General features: G+C 62.4%; 18 protein-coding genes. 15 read left to right on the top strand and 3 right to left on the bottom strand.

The features are described from left to right. The first annotated feature begins 165 nt into the window (after positions 1-165). The 4 genes from P3T24_RS23385 to P3T24_RS23370 all read left to right on the top strand — a co-directional run bounded on the left by P3T24_RS23385 (position 166) and on the right by P3T24_RS23370 (position 5,015). Entirely contained in the window at positions 166-1,722 is a 1,557-nt protein-coding gene (locus P3T24_RS23385; protein ID WP_429438262.1) for a S53 family peptidase, read from the top strand. A gap of 154 nt (positions 1,723-1,876) precedes the next feature. Further along, positions 1,877-3,532, top strand: a complete 1,656-nt coding sequence (locus P3T24_RS23380) for a S10 family peptidase (RefSeq protein WP_429438259.1) — start codon at positions 1,877-1,879, stop codon at positions 3,530-3,532. Positions 3,533-3,652: 120 nt separating this feature from the next. Continuing rightward, complete coding sequence (locus P3T24_RS23375; protein WP_429438256.1) at positions 3,653-4,267, top strand: hypothetical protein; 615 nt, start codon at positions 3,653-3,655, stop codon at positions 4,265-4,267. A 481-nt stretch (positions 4,268-4,748) separates the two neighbouring features. Next, a complete protein-coding gene (locus P3T24_RS23370; RefSeq protein ID WP_429411850.1) occupies positions 4,749-5,015 on the top strand; it encodes an RNA recognition motif domain-containing protein in 267 nt (88 codons plus the stop codon). 149 nt (positions 5,016-5,164) lie between these two features. On the opposite strand, the gene nadE is transcribed toward P3T24_RS23370, so the two are convergent. Continuing rightward, on the bottom strand, positions 5,165-6,016 hold the full coding sequence (nadE, locus tag P3T24_RS23365) for an ammonia-dependent NAD(+) synthetase (protein WP_429438253.1): 852 nt from the start codon (positions 6,014-6,016) through the stop codon (positions 5,165-5,167). Positions 6,017-6,451: 435 nt separating this feature from the next. Between nadE and P3T24_RS23360 the strand changes: the two genes are divergently transcribed. Next, positions 6,452-7,369: a L,D-transpeptidase gene (locus P3T24_RS23360; RefSeq protein ID WP_429438821.1), complete on the top strand. Its 918-nt coding sequence runs from the start codon at positions 6,452-6,454 to the stop codon at positions 7,367-7,369. A 45-nt stretch (positions 7,370-7,414) separates the two neighbouring features. Here the strand turns inward: P3T24_RS23360 and P3T24_RS23355 are convergent, their stop codons facing one another. Further along, the gene (locus tag P3T24_RS23355; RefSeq protein WP_429438251.1) at positions 7,415-8,296 is read right to left on the bottom strand and encodes a DMT family transporter; all 882 of its coding nucleotides are present in this window, start codon (positions 8,294-8,296) and stop codon (positions 7,415-7,417) included. Positions 8,297-8,425: 129 nt separating this feature from the next. After that, positions 8,426-9,985, bottom strand: a complete 1,560-nt coding sequence (locus P3T24_RS23350; RefSeq protein ID WP_429438248.1) for an ABC1 kinase family protein — start codon at positions 9,983-9,985, stop codon at positions 8,426-8,428. A 156-nt stretch (positions 9,986-10,141) separates the two neighbouring features. Between P3T24_RS23350 and P3T24_RS23345 the strand changes: the two genes are divergently transcribed. The 10 genes from P3T24_RS23345 (at position 10,142) to P3T24_RS23300 (ending at position 19,654) form a co-directional block, all read left to right on the top strand. Next, positions 10,142-10,897 carry a DeoR/GlpR family DNA-binding transcription regulator gene (locus P3T24_RS23345; protein ID WP_074269403.1) on the top strand — a complete coding sequence of 252 codons (756 nt, stop codon included), beginning with the start codon at positions 10,142-10,144 and terminating at the stop codon, positions 10,895-10,897. Further along, positions 10,890-11,147 (top strand): hypothetical protein, encoded by a 258-nt coding sequence (locus P3T24_RS23340; RefSeq protein WP_429438246.1) that lies wholly within the window; start codon positions 10,890-10,892, stop codon positions 11,145-11,147. Before P3T24_RS23345 ends, P3T24_RS23340 begins: the two co-directional genes overlap by 8 nt. Positions 11,148-11,450: 303 nt before the next feature. Beyond that, positions 11,451-12,545, top strand: coding sequence for a 2-aminoethylphosphonate ABC transporter substrate-binding protein (phnS, locus tag P3T24_RS23335; RefSeq protein WP_429438243.1), 1,095 nt, complete (start codon positions 11,451-11,453; stop codon positions 12,543-12,545). Between the two features lie 115 nt (positions 12,546-12,660). After that, positions 12,661-13,758, top strand: a complete 1,098-nt coding sequence (phnT, locus tag P3T24_RS23330) for a 2-aminoethylphosphonate ABC transport system ATP-binding subunit PhnT (protein ID WP_074269404.1) — start codon at positions 12,661-12,663, stop codon at positions 13,756-13,758. Further along, entirely contained in the window at positions 13,736-14,662 is a 927-nt protein-coding gene (locus P3T24_RS23325; RefSeq protein WP_429288670.1) for a 2-aminoethylphosphonate ABC transporter permease subunit, read from the top strand. The genes phnT and P3T24_RS23325 overlap by 23 nt, the downstream gene beginning before the upstream one ends. Then, positions 14,662-15,525, top strand: coding sequence for a 2-aminoethylphosphonate ABC transport system, membrane component PhnV (gene phnV, locus P3T24_RS23320; RefSeq protein WP_429288671.1), 864 nt, complete (start codon positions 14,662-14,664; stop codon positions 15,523-15,525). Before P3T24_RS23325 ends, phnV begins: the two co-directional genes overlap by 1 nt. A gap of 78 nt (positions 15,526-15,603) precedes the next feature. Then, positions 15,604-16,350, top strand: a complete 747-nt coding sequence (locus P3T24_RS23315) for a phosphonate utilization associated transcriptional regulator (protein ID WP_429438240.1) — start codon at positions 15,604-15,606, stop codon at positions 16,348-16,350. A gap of 22 nt (positions 16,351-16,372) precedes the next feature. After that, complete coding sequence (gene phnA / locus P3T24_RS23310; RefSeq protein WP_429288673.1) at positions 16,373-17,641, top strand: phosphonoacetate hydrolase; 1,269 nt, start codon at positions 16,373-16,375, stop codon at positions 17,639-17,641. After that, on the top strand, positions 17,638-19,089 hold the full coding sequence (gene phnY, locus P3T24_RS23305; protein ID WP_429438238.1) for a phosphonoacetaldehyde dehydrogenase: 1,452 nt from the start codon (positions 17,638-17,640) through the stop codon (positions 19,087-19,089). Before phnA ends, phnY begins: the two co-directional genes overlap by 4 nt. 4 nt (positions 19,090-19,093) lie before the next feature. Next, positions 19,094-19,654 (top strand): phosphonate degradation HD-domain oxygenase, encoded by a 561-nt coding sequence (locus tag P3T24_RS23300; RefSeq protein WP_074268207.1) that lies wholly within the window; start codon positions 19,094-19,096, stop codon positions 19,652-19,654. Positions 19,655-20,001 lie beyond the last annotated feature (347 nt).

The following is a 20,001-nucleotide window of genomic DNA, read 5'->3' as shown; positions in this document are numbered from 1 at the left end:
GCGCGCGCTGGAACTGTGTTCGAATGGATCTGTCGGACGGCTTGATGATGTCCATGCAACCAGAACCCTGCGCGGGTTGCGCTGCAACCTGAATGTGTCACGAGGCGCATGCCCGCCGGGACCAACGCGCAGCCGCACGGCGGCGCACCGAGGAGTATCGAAACTATGGCCAAGCATCCCCTGCAAGGAAGTGAGCGCACGGTAGCGGAAGGTTCAAAACTCATCGGGCAATGCGATCCGGCTGAACGGATCGAAGTCCACGTCGTCCTGCGCCGTCACGCGCAGGAGCAATTCGACGCGTTGATCGCCAGGATCGAAGCGGGCGATTCCAGTGTCAAGCCTTTGTCACGCGAGGCCTTCGCCAAAGAGTTCGGTGCCGCGGCGGAAGATATCGAGAAGGTCAAGGCCTTCGCAGCACAATCGGGCCTGACCGTGGAGCGTGAGAATCCCGCTGCCCGCACTATTGTGCTTTCCGGCACCATTGCGCAGTTTCAGGCCGCCTTCGACGTCGAGTTGCATCATTACGAGCATCAATCAATCGGCCAGTATCGCGGCCGAACCGGCGTCATCAGCGTGCCCGGCAACCTTGCGAACGTCGTGACAGCCGTGCTCGGGCTCGATAACCGGCCGCAGGCGCGTCCGCATTTCCGCATCCGGCCGCCGATCCGTTCCGCCAATGCACAAGCCTCGGGCGCGTTCACACCGCTGCAGGTCGCGGCGCTGTATCAATACCCGCAAGGCGACGGTAGCGGCCAGTGCGTCGGCATCATCGAGCTTGGCGGCGGCTATGAGACGTCCGATCTGAGCACCTATTTTTCGAATCTCGGCGTGACTGCGCCTACCGTGGTCGCGGTGAGTGTCGACAAAGGCAAGAACAAGCCCACCGGCGACGCGAGCGGTCCGGACGGCGAGGTGTCGCTCGATATCGAGGTGGTCGGTGCAATCGCGCCAGGCGCGAAAATCGCGGTCTATTTCACGCCCAATACCGACACCGGTTTTATCGACGCCGTGAGCAACGCGGTTCACGACACGACCAACAAACCGTCGGTCATCTCGATCAGTTGGGGCGGTCCGGAGTCGTCATGGACAGCGCAGTCGCAGCAGGCGTTCAACAGCGTGCTGCAAGCCGCTGCAACCATGGGTGTGACGGTTTGCGTGGCCTCCGGCGATAGCGGCTCGAGCGACGGCACGAGCGGCAATGTGGTCGATTTTCCCGCTTCGAGTCCGTACGTGCTGGCATGCGGTGGGACCAAGCTCACCGCTTCGGGAACAAAGATCTCCCAGGAGGTGGTGTGGAACGACGGTAGCCAGGGCGGCGCGAGCGGCGGCGGCGTGAGCGCTGCATTCCCCGTCCCGACGTGGCAGGAGGGTTTGTCTTCCACAAACGCATCCGGTGCGAAGACGGCATTGACAGGGCGTGGCGTGCCCGACGTAGCGGGAGACGCGTCGCCGGAGACCGGCTATGACGTGCTGATCGATGGGTCCCAAACGGTAGTTGGTGGCACGAGCGCGGTGGCGCCGCTGTGGGCCGCGCTGATTGCCCGCATCAACGCGGCTAACGGTTCGCCAGTCGGCTTCGTCAATCCGAAGCTGTATGCCGCGACGAGCGCGTTTAACGACATCACGCAAGGCAACAACGGCTCGTACGCTGCTTCGGCGGGTTGGGATGCGTGTACCGGACTTGGCAGCCCCAATGGTCAGAAGATCGCTGCGGCACTATAGTCTGTAGTCTCGCAAGCACGCGCCCGATGAACGTGGCGTGTGCTTGCGATGTTGTCGTTGCGAAGGTTATTTCAAAGAAGATGGTGCGTGGTTCGAGACAGCGTCCGTATGACGCCTAGATGACGAAAATGACGTAAAACGAGATGGAGCGATCATGACCAACACCGAGTCAGCTTCCGGCAGTCCGCAGTCGTCCCACAATTCTCATGCTGCTCCCGCCAAGGCGGCCGCGACCGCGGCGCAGAAGTCAGGAGATCAACCGTTTTTCGATCCTGTTGCCTATGGCAACGGACCCAACGATTCCGTCACCGATACCACCGAGAATGCTGCGATCACGAAGCATTCGATTGTGATCGGCGGTCGCAAGATTGCCTACACCGCGACGGCAGGTCACCTGGTGACAGTGGATCCGAGCAGCTCGGTACCCAACGCCAAGATGTTCTACGTGGCTTTCACGGAGGACAACCAGAAGGAAGAAACGCGCCCGGTTACCTTTTTCTACAATGGCGGCCCGGGGTCGTCATCGGTATTCGTGCTGCTCGGCTCGTTTGCGCCGCGCCGTATCAAGACGGCAATGCCGAGTTTCACGCCGCCCGCACCCTATACGCTGGAAGACAATCCCGATAGCCTGCTCGACAAAAGCGATCTGGTTTTTATCAATCCCATCGGCACGGGGTATTCGGCGGCAATCGCGCCCAGCACGAACCGCAATTTCTGGGGCGTCGATCAGGATGCCACCTCGATCAAGCAGTTCATCAAGCGCTTTCTGACGAAGAACAACCGCTGGAATTCGCCGAAGTATCTGTACGGCGAATCGTACGGCACGGCTCGCAGCTGCGTGCTGGCCTATATGCTGCACGAAGATGGCGTCGATCTGAACGGCATTACGCTGCAGTCGTCGATACTCGACTACACGCAGTCCGGCAATCCGGTCGGCGCCTTGCCGACGGCCGCCGCGGATGCGTGGTATCACAAGAAGCTCGGCGTTGCGCCCACTTCGACCGATCTCGGCGCGTTCGCCGAGGAGGTCGCCCAGTTCTCGCGCACGGACTATCTCGCCGCCTTGCGCAAGGTGCCCGCCACGGATGCGGCGACAGTCGAGAAGCTGAGCGAATACACCGGCATCGACAAGGCGACGCTGCTCGCATGGAGCCTCGACATTGCGGCTTATGACAGCCGTGGCAACTCGCTGTTTCTGACCACGCTGCTGAAATCGAAGGGGCTTGCGCTCGGGGAATATGACGGCCGGGTGACCGCGATCGAAACCGGCATCGCGGGGAAAATCGACCCGAACTCGGGCGGCAACGACCCGACCATGACGGCAGTGACAGGCGTCTACACAAGCATGTGGAACGTCTATCTCAACGAGCAGTTGCTCTATACGTCGAATTCGGCGTTCACGGATCTGAACGACCAGGCGTTCCAGTACTGGGACTTCAGCCATATCGATCCGACCGGCGCGCAAAAGGGCGTGGACGCGAAGGGCAACGTGATTCTGTACACCGCGGGCGATCTTGCTGCGGTCATGGCGCTCAATGTGGACCTGAAGGTGTTGTCGGCGAACGGCTTCTTCGATTTCGTCACGCCGTTTTACCAGACCGTGATCGATCTGCAGAAGATGCCGCTCGTCAGCCCGCAGGTGCGTCAGAACCTGTCCGCGCGTTTCTATCCCTCTGGGCATATGGTCTATCTCGACGGCGCTTCGCGTACGGCGCTGAAAGCGGATCTGGCCAGGATGTATGAGGCAACGGTGTCGAACACAGCCGCGGTGGCTAGGATTCGCGACTTGCAGGCTCGCAGGCCGAGCTAGGCGGTTTCGGCGCTGACCAGGTGCTTGCCGGTCAGCGCCGATTTTCCACCGCGATACCGAGTGTGCTTTAATTGCCCTGCGAATTTAACCATTCCGCGCCAAGGCCTGGCGCGCCACCGAATGAATCAAGGAAAGGCAGGCAGACGTGGCGGATCGCTGCGCAGTAGACAATTTCATATTTTGCGCGCGCTGAAAGGCGCCTATGACAGTCGTGCCGCCTGGGTATTGCGTCTGGGCGCGGTGGTGGTGTTCGGTGCGCTTGCGGGACTGCGCACGGGCGAGGCGGCCGCGCAGGACGCCACCATGCTGGATGAGCGCGTCACCCAGCAATCGATTGCCGATACGATCTGCCGCCCGGACTATGCGGACGCCGTGTCGCCTCCGTTCGATGTGATGATGCAGCACAAGGCCCATCTGCTCGCCGAGCGCGGTATCGATACGGACGCCGGGGCCGACTATGCGATCGACCGGCGTGTGCCGGTCCTGCTTGGCGGTTCGCCCGATGCGCCCGCCAATCTCGATCTGCTGCCGTGGGCCGGGACGAGTGGCGAGCGTCGCAAGGCACGTTTCGTCGTGCATCTCAAACGGTGCGTGTGCGAAGGCAAGATGAGCCTGAGCGTCGCGCAGGCTGCCATTGTCGGCAACTGGTCTGCCGCGTATGCGGGATTCGGCCGGGACTCGTGCGACGTGACCGGTCTCAACGTCGCGACCGGCACCCGCGATAGCGAGCCCTGACGCACCGCTCGCACGATGCGTCAGGCCGGCTACTTCTCCCTCCCGCTTACCCCCGTTCTTCTGTGCGCTTGGCCCAAAAACGTTGCGGTTGGGCCAAACAGCGCGTGTATAGGTATTTTTGTTTGCGTTTATTCAGGTACAGTGCATTGGTGGCTTTTGACAACGTCCGTAATGACCGATACCCGTCAACAGTTTATTTCGCTTTCCAGCGTGATCCGGTCAGCATGACTGCTGGCGCGATAGCGGGAATCGAACTTGCTCATAGCAACGTGTGGTATTGGATTTGCGAGCGCTTCTGTCTATCCTGGTAACAGGACGAAACTCGAAGGGGAGATTTCAAATGATTGCCTTTTATCTGTCATTGGCTGTACTTGGGACAGCCCTCATCATGAGTGCTGCCGCGCAAACCAGGAAACGCGCGAGCCTTCAGCCGGTACGCATACGTCGCACGGAGCGCCGCGGGCGCTGAGGTAACGCCGCCATGAACCTGTTCGTCCGGAATATCGCCGAATCATGCTCCGAGCAGCAAGTTCGCGAGTTTCTCGAGCATGAACTAGGGCACTACGCGAAAAGCGTAACGGTTCATGAGATCGGGACGCCTGAAGCGAACGCGACCGTCGAGTTGGAGACGGATGGACCGTACGTCGGCGAGGTCATCGCTCGGGAACTGCACGGCAAGCATCTGGCGGGGGTGCCGCTGGAAGTGAGCAGCGAGTTGTTCCGGGAAGAGGAACCGCCCGCAGGCTGAGCGGTTCGATCCTTGAACCCGTTGCGGCCTTCGCCAGCGCCTGGGGTGTCGGGAACGTCTGCGGCTTCGCTTGTGTGCGGCGGATAGTCCAGAGGTCCGCAACCGTCACCCGGTTGCGGCGCGCCGCATCGCACGCGCACCCCGTCCGTTCACGCCTGGCCAGGCCAGTCGAACGGCGTATAAGGCAACGCGCGTTTGTGACGCGTGTTTTCATAGAAGCGCAGCACCGTCTCGCGAGCCGCAGCGCTGACCGGCTTGCCTTCCAGAAAATCATCAATGTCGTTGTACGGAATGCCATAGGCATCTTCGTCAGGACGTTGCGGACGCAACATTTCCAGATCGGCCGTCGGCACCTTGTGCGCGAGCGAATCAGGGGCGCCTAACGCGCGGGCCACTGCGCGCACCCGGCGTTTGTTGAGGCCGGCGAGAGGCAGGATATCCGCGCCGCCATCACCGAACTTGGTGAAGAAGCCCATCACCGACTCAGCCGCATGGTCAGTGCCGATCACGACGCCTCCACGTGCCCCCGCCACTGCATACTGCGCAATCATGCGTTGCCGCGCCTTGATGTTGCCATGCACGAAATCCTTGTGGGCATCGTCCGTGAACGGGATGCCAGCTGTGCCCAGCGACGCGAGCATGGCGTCGGCCGCCGGCTTGACATCGATCGTCAGTGTTTCGTCGGCGCGAATGAAGGCGAGTGCCTGCTGCGCATCCGCTTCGTCTTGCTGCACACCATAAGGCAGCCGGATCGCAACGAAATGTGCGGCGTACTGCTCTGTGCGCAGGCGCTCGACGGCAAGCTGCGCGAGACGCCCGGCCGTCGTCGAATCGACGCCGCCGCTAATGCCGAGCACATACGTCTTCAGACCGCTTGTTCGCAGGTAGCGCACGAGAAAGGCGATACGCCGCTCGATTTCCTCTTCGGCCACGAAACTGTCCGTGACATGCATCTCCCTGGCGATAAGCCGTTGCCGTTCGACCGGATCGTGTTGCGTCATGTTTCTTCCTCTGCAAATGGATTGCTCGAAGTATGCGGGCGCGCGCACTTCCCGTTACCAGTTTAACGGCGGATTTTCCGTTTAAACTCACTTCGACCGTGGATTTAAATACGCTCACGCGTCGCTGCGCCAATGTCGCCTATTCAATGGATCACCTGTTGAAATTGGGTAGCGCTGTTATCGACAGTAACGGATGTGCTGAGTAGTATCCTGTTAATCTGTACGCTGCATGAGCCGCTTGGCGGGTAATGATAAGCAGGTTTGCTCAAACACGCGATGAACGAAAAAAAACGGCTCGACCAGCCCGCGGAAAGTGACACGATCCATTGGGTAGAAATTAATCGAAACGCCGCTGAGAGGGCGTTACATGTCAGGGATACATGCCGTGCAGCGGTTACCAAATCAGGTGGCAAACTGGTTGTCGCGACAAATGCCATATTGCGGGCTGCCGCATTAGTCAGCGCATTATTTGTTTTAACTTACAGTTTCTCTTTCGGGGCCGGCGAGCAAAAGAGCGAGCCTGCTGCGCCGGCGGATATCACAGCCTCCGCAGTCGCGGCACCGGACGCGGCAGGCGTGGTGGATCCCCATCGGGCGCTGCTGCTGCGTGCAATGTTCGCGCGCGATGTCACGCGTCGTTTGAACGTGCCCGCAGCAGCGCAACAGGAATACGGCCAACGTCTTCAGGCCGCGCTCGAACAGAATCAGCTTGGCAATCTGTCGGGCGAGTATGTCGTGCTGGTCGATCGGAACGCCAACGTTCAGGCGCTCTTCATCTATTTCCGTGCGACGCCATCCGACAAATGGCTGATGATCGGTGCGTCACCGGTCGCGACCGGCCGGCCGGGCGAGTTCGATCACTTCATTACGCCGCTGGGCGTGTTCGAGCACACCCCCGACAATATGGATTTTCGCGCTGAAGGCACGATGAACGAGAACGGCATTCGCGGCTACGGCAAACGCGACATGCGGATCTTCGATCTCGGCTGGGCGCAGGGCGAACGCGGCTGGGGCAAGGGCGGCATGTCGCAGATGCGATTCCAGATGCATGCGACCGATCCAGACAGGCTTGAACCGTTGCTGGGTGTCCGTCATTCGAAAGGTTGTGTGCGGATTCCCGCGTCGCTCAATGTGTTTCTCGACCACTACGGTATTCTCGATGCGGAATACGAGGCGCTGGTCGAGTCGGGCAAGCCGCTCTGGGTGCTGCATTCAGACCGTCAGGTGACGCCGTGGGCGGGCCGTTACATTGTCGTCGTCGATTCGGAGCGCAAAGCGCGCCCTGCATGGTCGCCGGCGCCGGGCAGTAAAGCCCGTGCGAAAGTGCCGGCCGCGGGGGACACCGCTGACTGAGGTATGTGGCCAGAAGACGGGCCACACTCCGCTCCGCAAACTGCTCTACGAACGGGCCAGCAACACCCCCAGCAGCGCGACCACGAACCCGGCGATCTGCACCGTCAGCAGTGTTTCGCCGAAGCCGATATATCCTTCGATCGCCGCAAGAGGCGGCGCCAGAAACATCAGTGCGGTGGCCCGCGCGGCGTCGCCGCGCCGGACCATCCACACGAGTAGCGTCACGCTGATGCCGGAAAGCATCACGATGCCCCAGGCAAGCGACCCCCAGAGAGTGGGCGAGGCGACCCAGCGATGCTCGCCCAGCGCCAGCGCGAGGACTGCCGCCACGGCGGCGGCGCCGAAGTTCTGTACGGCGCTGGCGCTGCGAATGTCGGCCCGCGCGAGCGAAGTCTTCTGAAACAGCGTACCTGCCGTGATTGCCCCAATCGCCAGAATCGACACGGCGACCACCAGCCAGCTCGGTGCGTTGCCGTGCGCTACGTGAGAGGCATGCGGCGCAGCCGCGCCGAGTTTGGGCTGCAGCACGAGCACGACGCCGGCGAGTCCAAGCCCCATGCCGGCCCAGCCGCGCCGCGACAGACGCTCACCGAAAAGCGGGACCGCCACGGCCGCAGTCAGTAGCGGCTGCAGTGCGCCGAGCAAGGCCATCACGCCGGCGCTCAGACCTTGCGCGACGGCCCAGTATCCGGCGCCGAGATAGACTCCCTGCAGCAATGCGCCGGCCAACAGATGTTTGCCGAGGTCGCGTCCCGTCGGCCAGGCGGCGCGCGCGAGAACCGCGGCCAGCGCGAACAGCAGGGCAGTGCCGCCAAAGCGGGCGAGCAGGAACAGGTTGGGATCGGCGAACGGCGTGATTGCGCGGGCGACCACGAAGCCGGTCGACCAGAGCACGACAAAGACAGCAGCGATGAGGGTAGCGAGCATGGACGGCGTGAGCAGCGGCGTAAAAGGCTCGCAGTATTGCGCGGTGCGTCAGGCGTGTCTTGTTCGAGGCTGCACTCCGGCCGCAACGAGGGTTTCACCCGCGCTTTGCCGCCTCACCGTCGCATGGCTCTACCGCGTCAGCAATACCGCTCCCGCTCCCAGCAGGCCTCCGCACACGGCGCATGCCCACAGCAAAAACCTCGTACGCCGGTACTCGATGCCGATCTCGCGCAGCAATTGCGTATGCTGCCGGGAGCCCGCCGCATCGTGCTGACGTTGCAGATAGCGCACCGCGAGCTGTGGCAGGCGCGGCAGCATGTGAGCGAGATGCGGCACTTCCTGCGCGATGCGCTTGATCCAGCCGCGATGGTCGATGTCGCGCTGCGCGATGCCGGCCAGCACCGTGCGCGCGACATTCCACGTATCGACGCCGGGATGCAGCGCGCGTGCCAGCGCTTCGGCCTGTTGGAACGAGCGCTGGGCGGTGGCCAGCCGGGGTGAGACGGTGCCGCCTTCGAAGGGCAGCACCGCATGCAGCAGATGATGAAACAGCGCCCCTGCCGTGCGGTCTTCGGGTTCCGCGGCGAAATGCGCCTCGCTGCGCCGCCGCAGCTCGGCTTCCAGCACTTCCGTGCGCGTCGTCGACTCGACGTGGCCGGCCTCGCGATGCAGGTCGGCAAGGCGGCCGTAGTCCTGCTCGAACATGGCGGTGGCGCCATGCACGAAAAATTCCCGTTCGTGCGAGGACAGGCTCGACATCACCGCAAACTGCGCCAGCACGATCCGCCCGAGCGTCTCGGGTTCGACGCTGACGCGCACATGCTCGGCATCGAAAGTCGCATGAAAGAAGCCGTGCTCGAATGCCTGCTCGGTGACGACTTCGACGATGTGGGTGGCAAGCGGCGCGAGCTTGATGCGATGCTGGAGCAACCCTGGCAGATTGGTCGCGCTCACCGTGTCGAGATGCTGCACCGACAGGGTCTGCGCGGTGCACAGGTCCCAGATCACGTCCGGCACCACCAGCCGCTTGTCACCGTCGAAATGATGACCGGTCTGGCTCAGATTGGCGGCCTCGGCACGCAGGTCGAAGCGCCGCAGCACATCTTCGGTGAACGACTGGGCGAGCGCGCGGACCTGCAGGCGACGCGCGTCGCGGGAAAACTTTTCCAGCCAGCGCGCCACCCAGCGCAGCAGCGCCAACTCGTCGCCGATCTGTTCGACCTGCGCTGCGCGCACGAACTTGATCGCGATATCGCGGTGGCCGTTCACCGGTTCGGCGAGGCGGGCGAGGTGGGTCTGTTCGGCGAAGCCGCTGCGTGCCGGCAGCAGATCGACGCGTGTGAAGAGCCCGGTGAGCGGTCGTCCGAGCGCGCCGGCCAGCGCCGGCTCGACCTCATGCGGCGGCAGCGGAGCTTCCATGCGGCCGATCGCGTCGAAGGCATCGTGCAGGGTGCCGGTGGCGAGTTCCGGGCGTTCGGCCAGTGACTGCATGAACGTGCTGGCGAGCGGCCCGAGCGTGGGCAGCAAACTGTGCAGGCTATCGCGGCCCCCCTCGGTTGCATGCACACGCTTCACGAGCGTGATCATCCAGTGAAGCTTGTGCTCACGCGGCGCTGCGAGCCAGAACAGGCGTGCGCCGAAGCGCAGCGCATGGAAAAGCAGCAGTGACCGGCGAAGCAATGGCGGCATGAGTAGATCGTAAGACACGGCGCGCATCGGGCGACGCGCTACCTGGACCGTCAGGTTAGCAGGGAAGCGCGGGAATAGGGGAGCGCCCAGGGCGATCGCGTACTACAATACCGCGGCCTCCTGAACCTATATGTGCCGCTCGCCGGCCGTCTATCGATGCTCGCAGAACAACGTCATCAGTACATCCTCGCGCAAGTGACCAAGAACGGCGCGCTGTCGGTGGCTGAGCTGGTACGCGAACTGAATGTGTCGCGCGAAACGATCCGCCGCGATCTGAATACGCTGGCCGCCCGCGGCCTGGTGGTGACCACCCACGGCGGCGCGCTGTCGGGCGACCGGCGCGAACCCGATCTCGATGTACGCGAAGCGGCCAACGCCGGCGCGAAGCGGGCGATCGGCGAGCGCGCGGCCGATCTGGTGCCGGACGGTGCATCGCTCATCATCGATTCGGGCAGTACCACCCAGGCCGTCGCGCGGGCGCTGACGGGGCGTCACCGTCTCACCGTCTATACGAACGACTGGCGTATCGCGCTGCTACTTGGCCGTCGCAACGAGAACCGGGTCACCCTGCTGGGCGGCGAGCTCTCGGAGAACGAGGACGCCACTTTCGGCCTCGACACGGTTTATCAGCTGACGCAGTATCACGCGGACTTCGCCTTTGTCGGAGCAGGCGGCATCTCCGCAGATGCCTGGCTGACCGACTACACGCGCATGGCCGCCGAAGTGCGCAGCCGGATGATCGCTGCCGCCAACCTGGCGGTGGTGGTGGCGGACAATTCGAAGTTCGGGCGTGTCACGCCGGTGCGGATCAACGGGTTCGAAAGCACCCGTTATCTGGTGACCGAACTCGCACCGGACCGCACGCTTGCCAAGGCTATCGCCACGCGCGGGCCGGAACTGCTGATTGCGTGACGTCGTTTGTCTGATCGCGACGCACGGTATCAGCGTGCCACTTACTCGGGCGCTGCGCTTTCGTCTGACGTTCAAACTCAAAAACGCGCGCCTGGGCGCCTCACTGGAGCCCCGTGCGCCCGCCGGTTTGCGGCAATGCGAGGGGCGAATGCGTCGCGTCGGCAATCAGGTGCTTGCCGTGCCGCTGACATACTGCGGCGATATCGTCGAATGGATCGGGCAGGGCTTCCCGACGCACTGCATTGAATAATCTCCGTTTGCATATTATTGGCGAATTGTGTCGTTTGTTGGAAATTGCCAGAATGGTCACGGCGCTGTCACGCAAACCTGCAATCCTTGCCGTGCCCGTTCAGGCAAGGCAGGCAGCGCCAAAGTGTCAGGTTGGCTGTAAGTCTGGCTGGAAAGAAGCAGCAAGGTTGTCAGCAATCTGCAATCGCACGAACCTGACAGCCGCTGCGGGCGAATTCAATCGGCGCGGCGCTACCGCCGTCAAATCACAACAGGTATCGGGTTATCCCGACCGTCTGGTTTTTTGCCTTTCGGAGAGAGCGACATGAAAAAGACGAATCACCTTCGCGCGACGGCCAGCATTGTCCGCAAAGCCCTGCCGGCACTGGTTGCGGCTGCTGCATTCGGCGGCGCTGCGCTGCCGGCCCATGCCGCCGACGCAGTCGTGCTGTACACGGCCGATGGCCTCGAGAACCTCTATAAGGACGTGCTGCCGGGCTTTGAAAAGCAGGAAGGCGTCAAGGTCAATATCGTCACGGCGGGTAGCGGTGAAGTGGTGAATCGCGCGACCATCGAAAAGGATGCGCCGAAGGCCGACGTGCTCGTCACGTTGCCGCCGTTCATCCAGCAGGCGGATCAGGCTGGTCTGCTGCAGGCATACCAGAGCGCCAACTACAAGAACGTGCCGGCCATCGCCAAGGCGCCGAATGGTACGTGGGCGACCTTTGTGAACAACTACTTCTCGTTCGCGATCAATCCGGATGTCGTGAAGACCGAACCGAAGACGTTCGCCGATCTGCTGCACCCGGATTACACGGGCAAGATCGCTTACTCGAACCCGGCGACCGCCGGCGACGGCATGGCCGTGATCATCCTCACGACTTCGCTGATGGGTGAAGACAAGGCGTTCGACTATCTGAAGAAGCTCGAGGCGAGCGCCAAGTTCCACACCAAGGGCACCGGCTACCTCGACGTGCTGCTCTCGCGCAACGAAATCTCGCTCGCCAACGGCGACTTGCAGATGGATCTGGACGACCAGGCCAATGGCGGTCTGTCGCTCAAGCCGATCTTCCTGGCAGCAGCGCCTGGCGGCAAGCCGACGACGTTCCAGTTGCCGTACGCGATCGGTCTGATCAAGAACGGCCCGAACCAGGCTGAGGGCAAGAAGCTGATCGACTACCTGATGTCGAAGGACGTGCAGGCCAAGGTGCCGGATATCTTCGGTATCCCGGGCCGCACTGACGTGCCGCTGGCCGGCAAGAACGGCGAAGCGGTGAAGCAGGCGATTGCCGGCGTGAAGCTGATTCCGGTGGACTGGACCCAGGTCATGGCGAAGAAGGCTGACTGGACCGCACGTTGGAAGAACGACGTGATCGGCGATTCCGGCAAGCAGGTTGAAGTCGTCAAGCCGGCGCAGTAAATCGCTTGTAGTACGCCTCGCAGGACGCGTGACGGCCGGCCCATGCTGTTGAGCTGACCCGCCGCGCGCGCCGCGAGGCCTTCACCCGCAAGACCCTAGTTGGAGGATGAATCCGGTGAATACCGCAACTCTTGCCCCTGGCGCGCTCGGCGCCTCACCGGAGGCGCTCGCTGCGGCGCAACCGGGCACGCCGGGCGGCGTGCAGATCGAGCATCTGACCGTGCGTTTCGGTACCCGCACGGTGCTCGATGACCTGTCGTTGAACATCGAGCGCGGCGAATTGCTGACTGTGCTCGGCCGTAGCGGGTGCGGCAAGACGACGTTGTTGCGTTTCATCGCCGGATTCATCGAAGCGGATGGTCTCGCCGGCACCTTGACGGTGGCCGGTCACGATCTCACGCATGTACCGCCGCACAAGCGCAATCTCGGCCTGTTGTTCCAGAGCTATGCGCTGTTTCCTCATCTGTCGGTGTTCGAGAATGTGGCGTTCGGTTTGCGCGCGCGGCGTGAATCGTCCAAGGAGATCGCCCGCCGTGTGGCGGATGCGTTGAAGCTCGTGCAGCTTGGCGATTCGGGCCATGTGATGCCGGCGCAATTGTCGGGCGGTATGCAGCAGCGCGTGGCGCTCGCGCGTGCGCTCGTGATCGAGCCGGATGTGCTGTTGCTCGACGAACCGCTGTCCGCACTCGACGCCAATCTGCGCGCCTCGGTGCGTTCCGAACTGAAGGCGCTGCATGAGCGTCTGCCGAATCTCACCATTGTTTGCGTGACGCACGATCAGGACGACGCGCTGGTGTTATCCGACCGTACGCTGCTGATGCGCGAAGGTCACATTGCGCAGCTCGGCACACCGCAGCAACTTTATGATCAACCGAACGACGGCTTTGTGGCGCGTTATCTCGGCGCAGCCAATCTGCTGCCGCCGCACGTCGCGTTTCCGCTCGGCGATTCGCGCTACAACGAACGTGAGCGGGTGGCCTGCCTGCGTCCCGAAGCGCTGCGGATCGTGCCGCTCGGCGAAGGGCACCTGCACGGCATGATCAGCTCGGTCGAGTGGTATGGCGCGGTGCTGTCGGTGTCCGTCGTGCTCGACGCGATGCCCAGCGAGCCCGTGCTCGTCACGATGCAACGCGGCCACGGCATGCTGCCCGAGAAGGGCGCGCGTATCTCCTTGCGCTATGAGGCAGACGATGTCGTCCTTATCAACCCCTGATAGTCCCGACGCGCTCGGCGACGCGCGGCGCGCGGCCACCTTCGCTTCGCACGCGGCTGCGGTACGTCGTCGAGAACGTGCGGCGCAGTGGCAACTGGTGTTCCTCACCGTGGTGGTGCTCGGACCGCTGGTGATCTATCCGCTGGTGCGACTGCTTTTATTGAGTCTGACCGGGCCGCATGGCGGCTTCGGTTTTCAGGCGTACGCGGCGTTTTTCAGCAATCCTGATACGCGCGGCGTGGTCGGCACGACGCTGTGGATCCTGTTCGCAAGCGCGGGTCTGGCGTCGCTGCTCGGTGTAGCGCTCGCGTCGATGCTGTTCTTCAAGCCGTTTCCCGGCGCGCGGCTCGTCACGCGTTTCCTTGAACTGTTCGTTGCCTTTCCGTCGTTCCTCGTCGCCTTCACGTTGATCTTTTTGTACGGCTCGCAAGGCTCGGTCAGCATCGGCTTGCAGCGGCTCTTTCATCTGCAGGCGCCGCCGCTCGATTTCCTGTTCGGCGTGGGCGGCGTGATTCTCGCGGAAGTGGTGTTCTACGCGCCATTCGTGGTGCGCCCGACGCTCGCCTCGTTCGCGACCCTCGACATGCGCCTGATCGAAGCCGCCCGCAGTCTCGGCGCGAATGGCTTGATGGTGGCGTTCAGGGTGATCCTGCCACTCGCATGGCCGGGCATTGCAGCCGGCACGATCCTGTGCTTTCTGCTGACGCTCAACGAGTTCGGCATTTTGCTGGTGCTCGGCAGCGCGCATCTGATCACGCTGCCGGTTGCCATCTACAGTTCCGCGACCGTCGACCTGGATCTGCCGACCGCCGCGGCCGGCGCTGTGGTGATGCTGATGATGTCTCTGTCGCTGTATGCGTTGTACCGCCAGGTCAACCGCCGCAAGGTTAGAGGAGCACGGTAATGGCCGTCGAACTGGATCCCACTGTCTTGCCGGTCATGCACAAGCGTGCGCGTCCGGTGCAGCGTAGCCTTGCCACGCGGGTCGCTGGCGGTGCCTTCATGGCGTTCGCCGCGTTGCTGTGCTTCTGGCTGTTCGTATTGCCGGTGGTGGTGGTGGCGCTATCGAGCGTGGCCGCTCACTGGTCCGGCACGATCTTGCCCGACGGTTTCAGCATGCGCTGGTTCGAGCGCCTCGGTTCGAGCGATTTCGATGCGCTCAGTACGAGTCTCGAGATCGGCTTCGGCGTGGCGGTGCTTGGCACCATCCTCGGGCTCTGGCTGGCGCTGGCGCTCGAAGGGCGCGATCGGCGCGGACTCGGTGCGTTCGTCGATACGATCGCGATGATGCCCAACGGGGTGCCGAGCGTGGTGCTCGGGCTGGCGGTGCTGATTGCATATCACAAACGTCCGCTCGATCTGTCGAGCTCGGCCGCGATTGTGGTGCTGGTGCAGCTCGCGCTAGTCCTGCCGTTCTGCTACCGGTGTGCCGCCGCGGCGTTGCGCCCGGAACTGACCATCCTGCGCGAGGCGGCTGCCAGCCTCGGCGCGCCGCCGTCGATGGTGCTGCGCCGGGTCGTCCTGCCGCAACTGGTGCCGGCCATCCGCGCGAGTCTCGCGCTCGGTTTCGCGCTTTCGCTCGGCGAACTGGGCGCCACGCTGACCGTGTATCCGCCGGGATTTGCGACGGTGCCGATCGTCGTGGTCGGTCAGGTCGAGCGCGGCTATTACCTGCCGGCCTCGGCCCTCTCGCTGATTCTGCTGCTTGTCTCGCTCGCGGCGCTGCTGTTGATCGCCGCACGGGTTCCGCGCCGCCGGGCCGACTGACCCGCGGATTGCCCTGACTTCCGGTGTTGAACGTCAAGTCGGCGGTCAACACACGTTGATGTGGCAAAAAATGTCGAAATGACCGAAAATATGGAAACAGCAGCCGCCGATCCGATTGACGTCGTACGCCGGCATTCGCTCACCGCGTTGGTGCGCGACGAGATCGAGCGCAACATCGTTGAAGGCGTGTTGGCGCCCGGCGCGAAGCTCAACGAGGCCGACTGGGCCGCGCGGCTACAGGTTTCGCGAGGGCCGGTGCGCGAAGCGTTTCGCGCGCTCGAGCAGGCCGGACTCGTCACGACCGAAAAAAATCGTGGCGTGTTCGTGCGAGTGGTGTCGCTCGCGGAAGCTGACGAGATTTATGCCGTGCGGGCCGTGCTTGAAGAGGCGGCGTGCCGGATGCTGGCGTCGAGCATCGACGCGGCGCAACTGGCGGGTTTGCGCACGCAGATCGACGCCATGCGCAGCGCGCTCGACGCGCAGGATCACGACGCCTACGCACGGGCCAATGTGGCGTTTCACGACGGCATCGTGGCGGCGGCGGGTAATGGCAAGCTGTATGAGACGTACCGGCGTCTCGTGGGTGAGTTGAGTCTGTTCCGGCGCGCCGCGCTGGTGGTGCATGCCGACGCGATGGAGCGCTCGCTGGCCGAGCACCGCGCCATCCTGAAGGCGCTGGCATCGCGCGATGCCGATCGCGCTGCTGCGCTGATGCATGCGCATGTCAACGGTGGGTTGCAGCGCGCGCACGAAGCCTGTGAGTCGGCTGGACAACGCAGTGTGCTGGTGCCGTCGTCAGTTCCAATCGACGCAGAACGCGCGTAATCGACGCGCAAGGAAGGAAACGATGTCTATTCAGTCCGAGCAGAGCGAGCGCAGCATCGAGGTGAATGGCCGTGCTTACCGGCTGTCGTCGTCGCAACCGGTGGTCGTGGTGTGCGTCGACGGTTGCGAGTACGACTACCTCGAGGCGGCGGTTGCCGCGGGCGTCGCTCCCTTTATTGGCAAGATGATGAAAGAGGGCACCGCGCTCAAGGGCGATTGCGTGATTCCTTCGTTCACCAACCCGAATAACCTGTCGATCGTTTGCGGCGTGCCGCCTTCGGTGCACGGCATATGCGGCAACTACTTCTGGGACCCGCAGGCCAACGGCGGCGAGGGCGCGGAGGTGATGATGAACGATCCCGCTTACCTACGCGCCGGAACGCTGCTGGCAGAGGCGGCGCAAGCGGTTGCTGCGGTTGCTGTAGTGACGGCTAAGGACAAGTTGCGTCGTCTGCTTGGCTGGCAACTGAAGGGCATCTGTTTCTCGGCAGAGAAGGCGGATACGGTGACGCTGGCAGACAACGGCATCGCGGATGTGCTCGATCTGGTCGGTTTGCCAGTGCCCGATGTGTACAGCGCGGGGTTGTCCGAGTTCGTCTTCGCCGCGGGCGTGCGTCTTGCGGAAACGCGCAAGCTCGATCTGATGTATCTGTCCACCACCGACTACATTCAGCACAAGTGGGCGCCGGGTACCCAGGGCGCGAACGATTTCTACGCGATGATGGATCGCTATCTTGCACAGCTTGATGCGCTTGGCTGGGTGATCGGTTTGACGGCCGATCACGGCATGAACGCGAAGCACAATCCGCAGACTGGCGAGCCGAATGTGATCTATCTGCAGGACGTGATGGACGAATGGCTCGGCGCACGCAAGGCTCGGGTGATTCTGCCCATCACGGATCCCTATGTGGTCCACCACGGCGCGCTGGGCTCGTTCGCAACCATCTATCTGCCGCATGATGTGAACGTGAGGCAGGTGATCGAACGGATTGGCGGTCTGGATGGCGTGGAGGTCGTGCTGGACAACCGCGCGGCGTGTGAGCGCTTCGAGTTGCCGAATGACCGCGTCGGCGACATTGTCGTGGTCAGCAAGCGCGATGTGGTGCTCGGCACGAGGCGCGACGAGCATGATCTTTCGGGCCTCACCGTGCCGCTTCGTTCACACGGTGGCATCTCCGAGCAGGAAGTGCCGTTGATTTTTAACCGGCATCTTCAGGGTCTTACGGATGGCAAGCGCTTGCGAAACTTCGACGTGTTCGACCTAGCGTTGAACCACGTGGCGGCATCATGAACGCGGTGCTGACGGACCATCCCGCGTTTCGCGTCGAAGCGCTGCGCCTTGAAGGCGAGCGTTGTTTGCGCGAACGCACGCTCGACGTGTTCGATCCGTACACCGGATTGCGCGTCGGCACGGTGCCGTTGGCAAGTGTCGATGATGTGCGCGCGGCGTTTCAGTACGCCGGCGCATATCAGTCGAAGCTCACGCGCTACGAGCGCTCACAGATTCTCGAGCGTGCGGCGGCTTTGCTGCGTGAGCGCGCCGAGGCGGCTTCGGATCTGATCTCGCTCGAATCGGGCCTGTCGAAGCAGGACACGCGGTACGAGATCGGACGTGTGGCCGATGTGTTCAAGTTCGCGGCGATCGAAGCGTTGCGTGACGATGCCCAGAGTTTTTCATGCGATCTGACGCCGCACGGTAAAAAGCGTCGGGTGTTCGCGCAGCGTGAACCGCTGGCGGGCGTGATCGTCGCGATTACGCCATTCAATCACCCGATGAACCAGGTGGCGCACAAGATTGCACCGGCCATTGCGACCAATAACCGTGTTTTGTTGAAGCCTTCGGAAAAGGTGCCGCTATCGGCTTTCTACCTGGCCGATATTCTTTATGAAGCGGGTTTGCCAGAGCCTATGCTGCAGGTGTTGACCGGTGACCCGCACGAAATCGCCGATGAACTGATTACGCATCCGCTTGCGGAACTGGTGACGTTTACGGGCGGCGTGGCGATTGGCAAATATATTGCTGCGAAAGCAGCATATCGGCGCGTTGTGCTAGAGCTGGGTGGCAACGATCCGTTGATCGTGCTGGAAGACGCTGACCTCGACCGCGCGGCTACGCTGGCTGTTCAGGGATCCTACAAAAATTCGGGTCAACGCTGCACGGCTGTCAAGCGCATGCTCGTGCAAAAGAGCGTGGCCGCGGAATTTACCGAACGCGTGGTGGAAATGACGCGTGCATGGTCCTACGGTGACCCGTTCGATCTTGCGAATCAGATGGGTACCGTTATCGATGAGGCCGCAGCGCAGCTTTTCGAAGCGCGCGTCAACGCGGCGGTGGCCCAAGGCGCGCGTTTGCTAACGGGCAACCAACGCTCGGGTGCGCTTTATGCGCCGACTGTTATCGACCGGGTGGACCCGGCTATGTCTCTGGTTCGCGAAGAGACCTTCGGGCCGGTGTCGCCAATCATTACCTTTGACACGCTCGACGACGCGATCCGGATCAGCAATGACACGGTGTTCGGTCTGTCGTCGGGCGTGTGTACGAACCGTCAGGATGCGATCACACGATTCATCAACGAATTGCGGGTCGGTACGGTGAATGTGTGGGAAGTACCGGGATACCGGATCGAGTTGACGCCGTTCGGCGGCATCAAGGATTCGGGCCTGGGTTACAAGGAAGGGGTACAGGAAGCCATGAAGAGCTTTACCAACCTCAAGACGTTTTCATTACCTTGGGAGTGATGTTGTGGCTTTGAGTCTTCATGATATTCGTACATTGTTTGAGCAGTACGGCAACGTCGCCTATAGCGGCGAACCGGTGACGCAGCTGGAGCACGCGCTGCAGAGTGGGGCGCTGGCTGAAAAGGAGGGCGCAAGCGATGAACTGGTCGCTGCTGCTTTCCTGCATGATCTTGGGCATTTGCTGAACCGCTTCGGCGAGACGCCTACCGCACGCGGTATCGACGATCTGCATCAGTATTTTGCGTTGCCGTTTCTGCGTCCTGTATTGCCGGATGCGGTGTTGGAGCCGATTCGTCTGCACGTCGACGCGAAGCGTTGCCTGTGCGCAATCGACGATACGTACTTTGGACGCCTCTCGGCTGATTCTGTGCGCAGTCTTGAATTGCAGGGCGGCATCTTCAGCAGGCAGGAAGCGGATGAATTCCTCAACAAACCCTTTGCGGAAGACGCGCTACGCGTGCGCCGCTGGGACGATCTCGCCAAAGAGGCGAACCGCGCGACCCCTGATGTGGATCATTACCTGGATGTCGTGGAACGGGTGATGGAGACGCACGCTACGGCGTGATCGGGGTACTTCATTTCTGTGGTTATGGTGGCCCTGTGATGTAAGCGTCGCTTACGTTCGCGGCTGCGTTTTCACGTCCCTTTCCTAGTGTGCAAATAGCGCTTGCAAGCCATGTGCTGTGTCGCTAGAATCTCGTTCTTTCGCGCTTCGGACAGCGGAGCGCGGGGAGCGGGAGAGCCAGCAGTGGCAAGGCTTTCGGCGAGTCGGGCAGGTCAGGCTGGTGCAAAAAACCTGTTGACGACGTAGCGGAAGTTCTTCATAATCTCGTTTCTCTGCTGCTGATGCAGCGACGCAGAACGAAGCGGTACCGAAGGGTTGTGAAGGTGATGCAACGCGGTGCCGGTTTG

The organism is Paraburkholderia sp. GAS33 (assembly GCF_050436645.1).
Lineage (GTDB): Bacteria > Pseudomonadota > Gammaproteobacteria > Burkholderiales > Burkholderiaceae > Paraburkholderia > Paraburkholderia phenazinium_B.
This window is presented reverse-complemented; position numbering and strand designations above follow the sequence as displayed.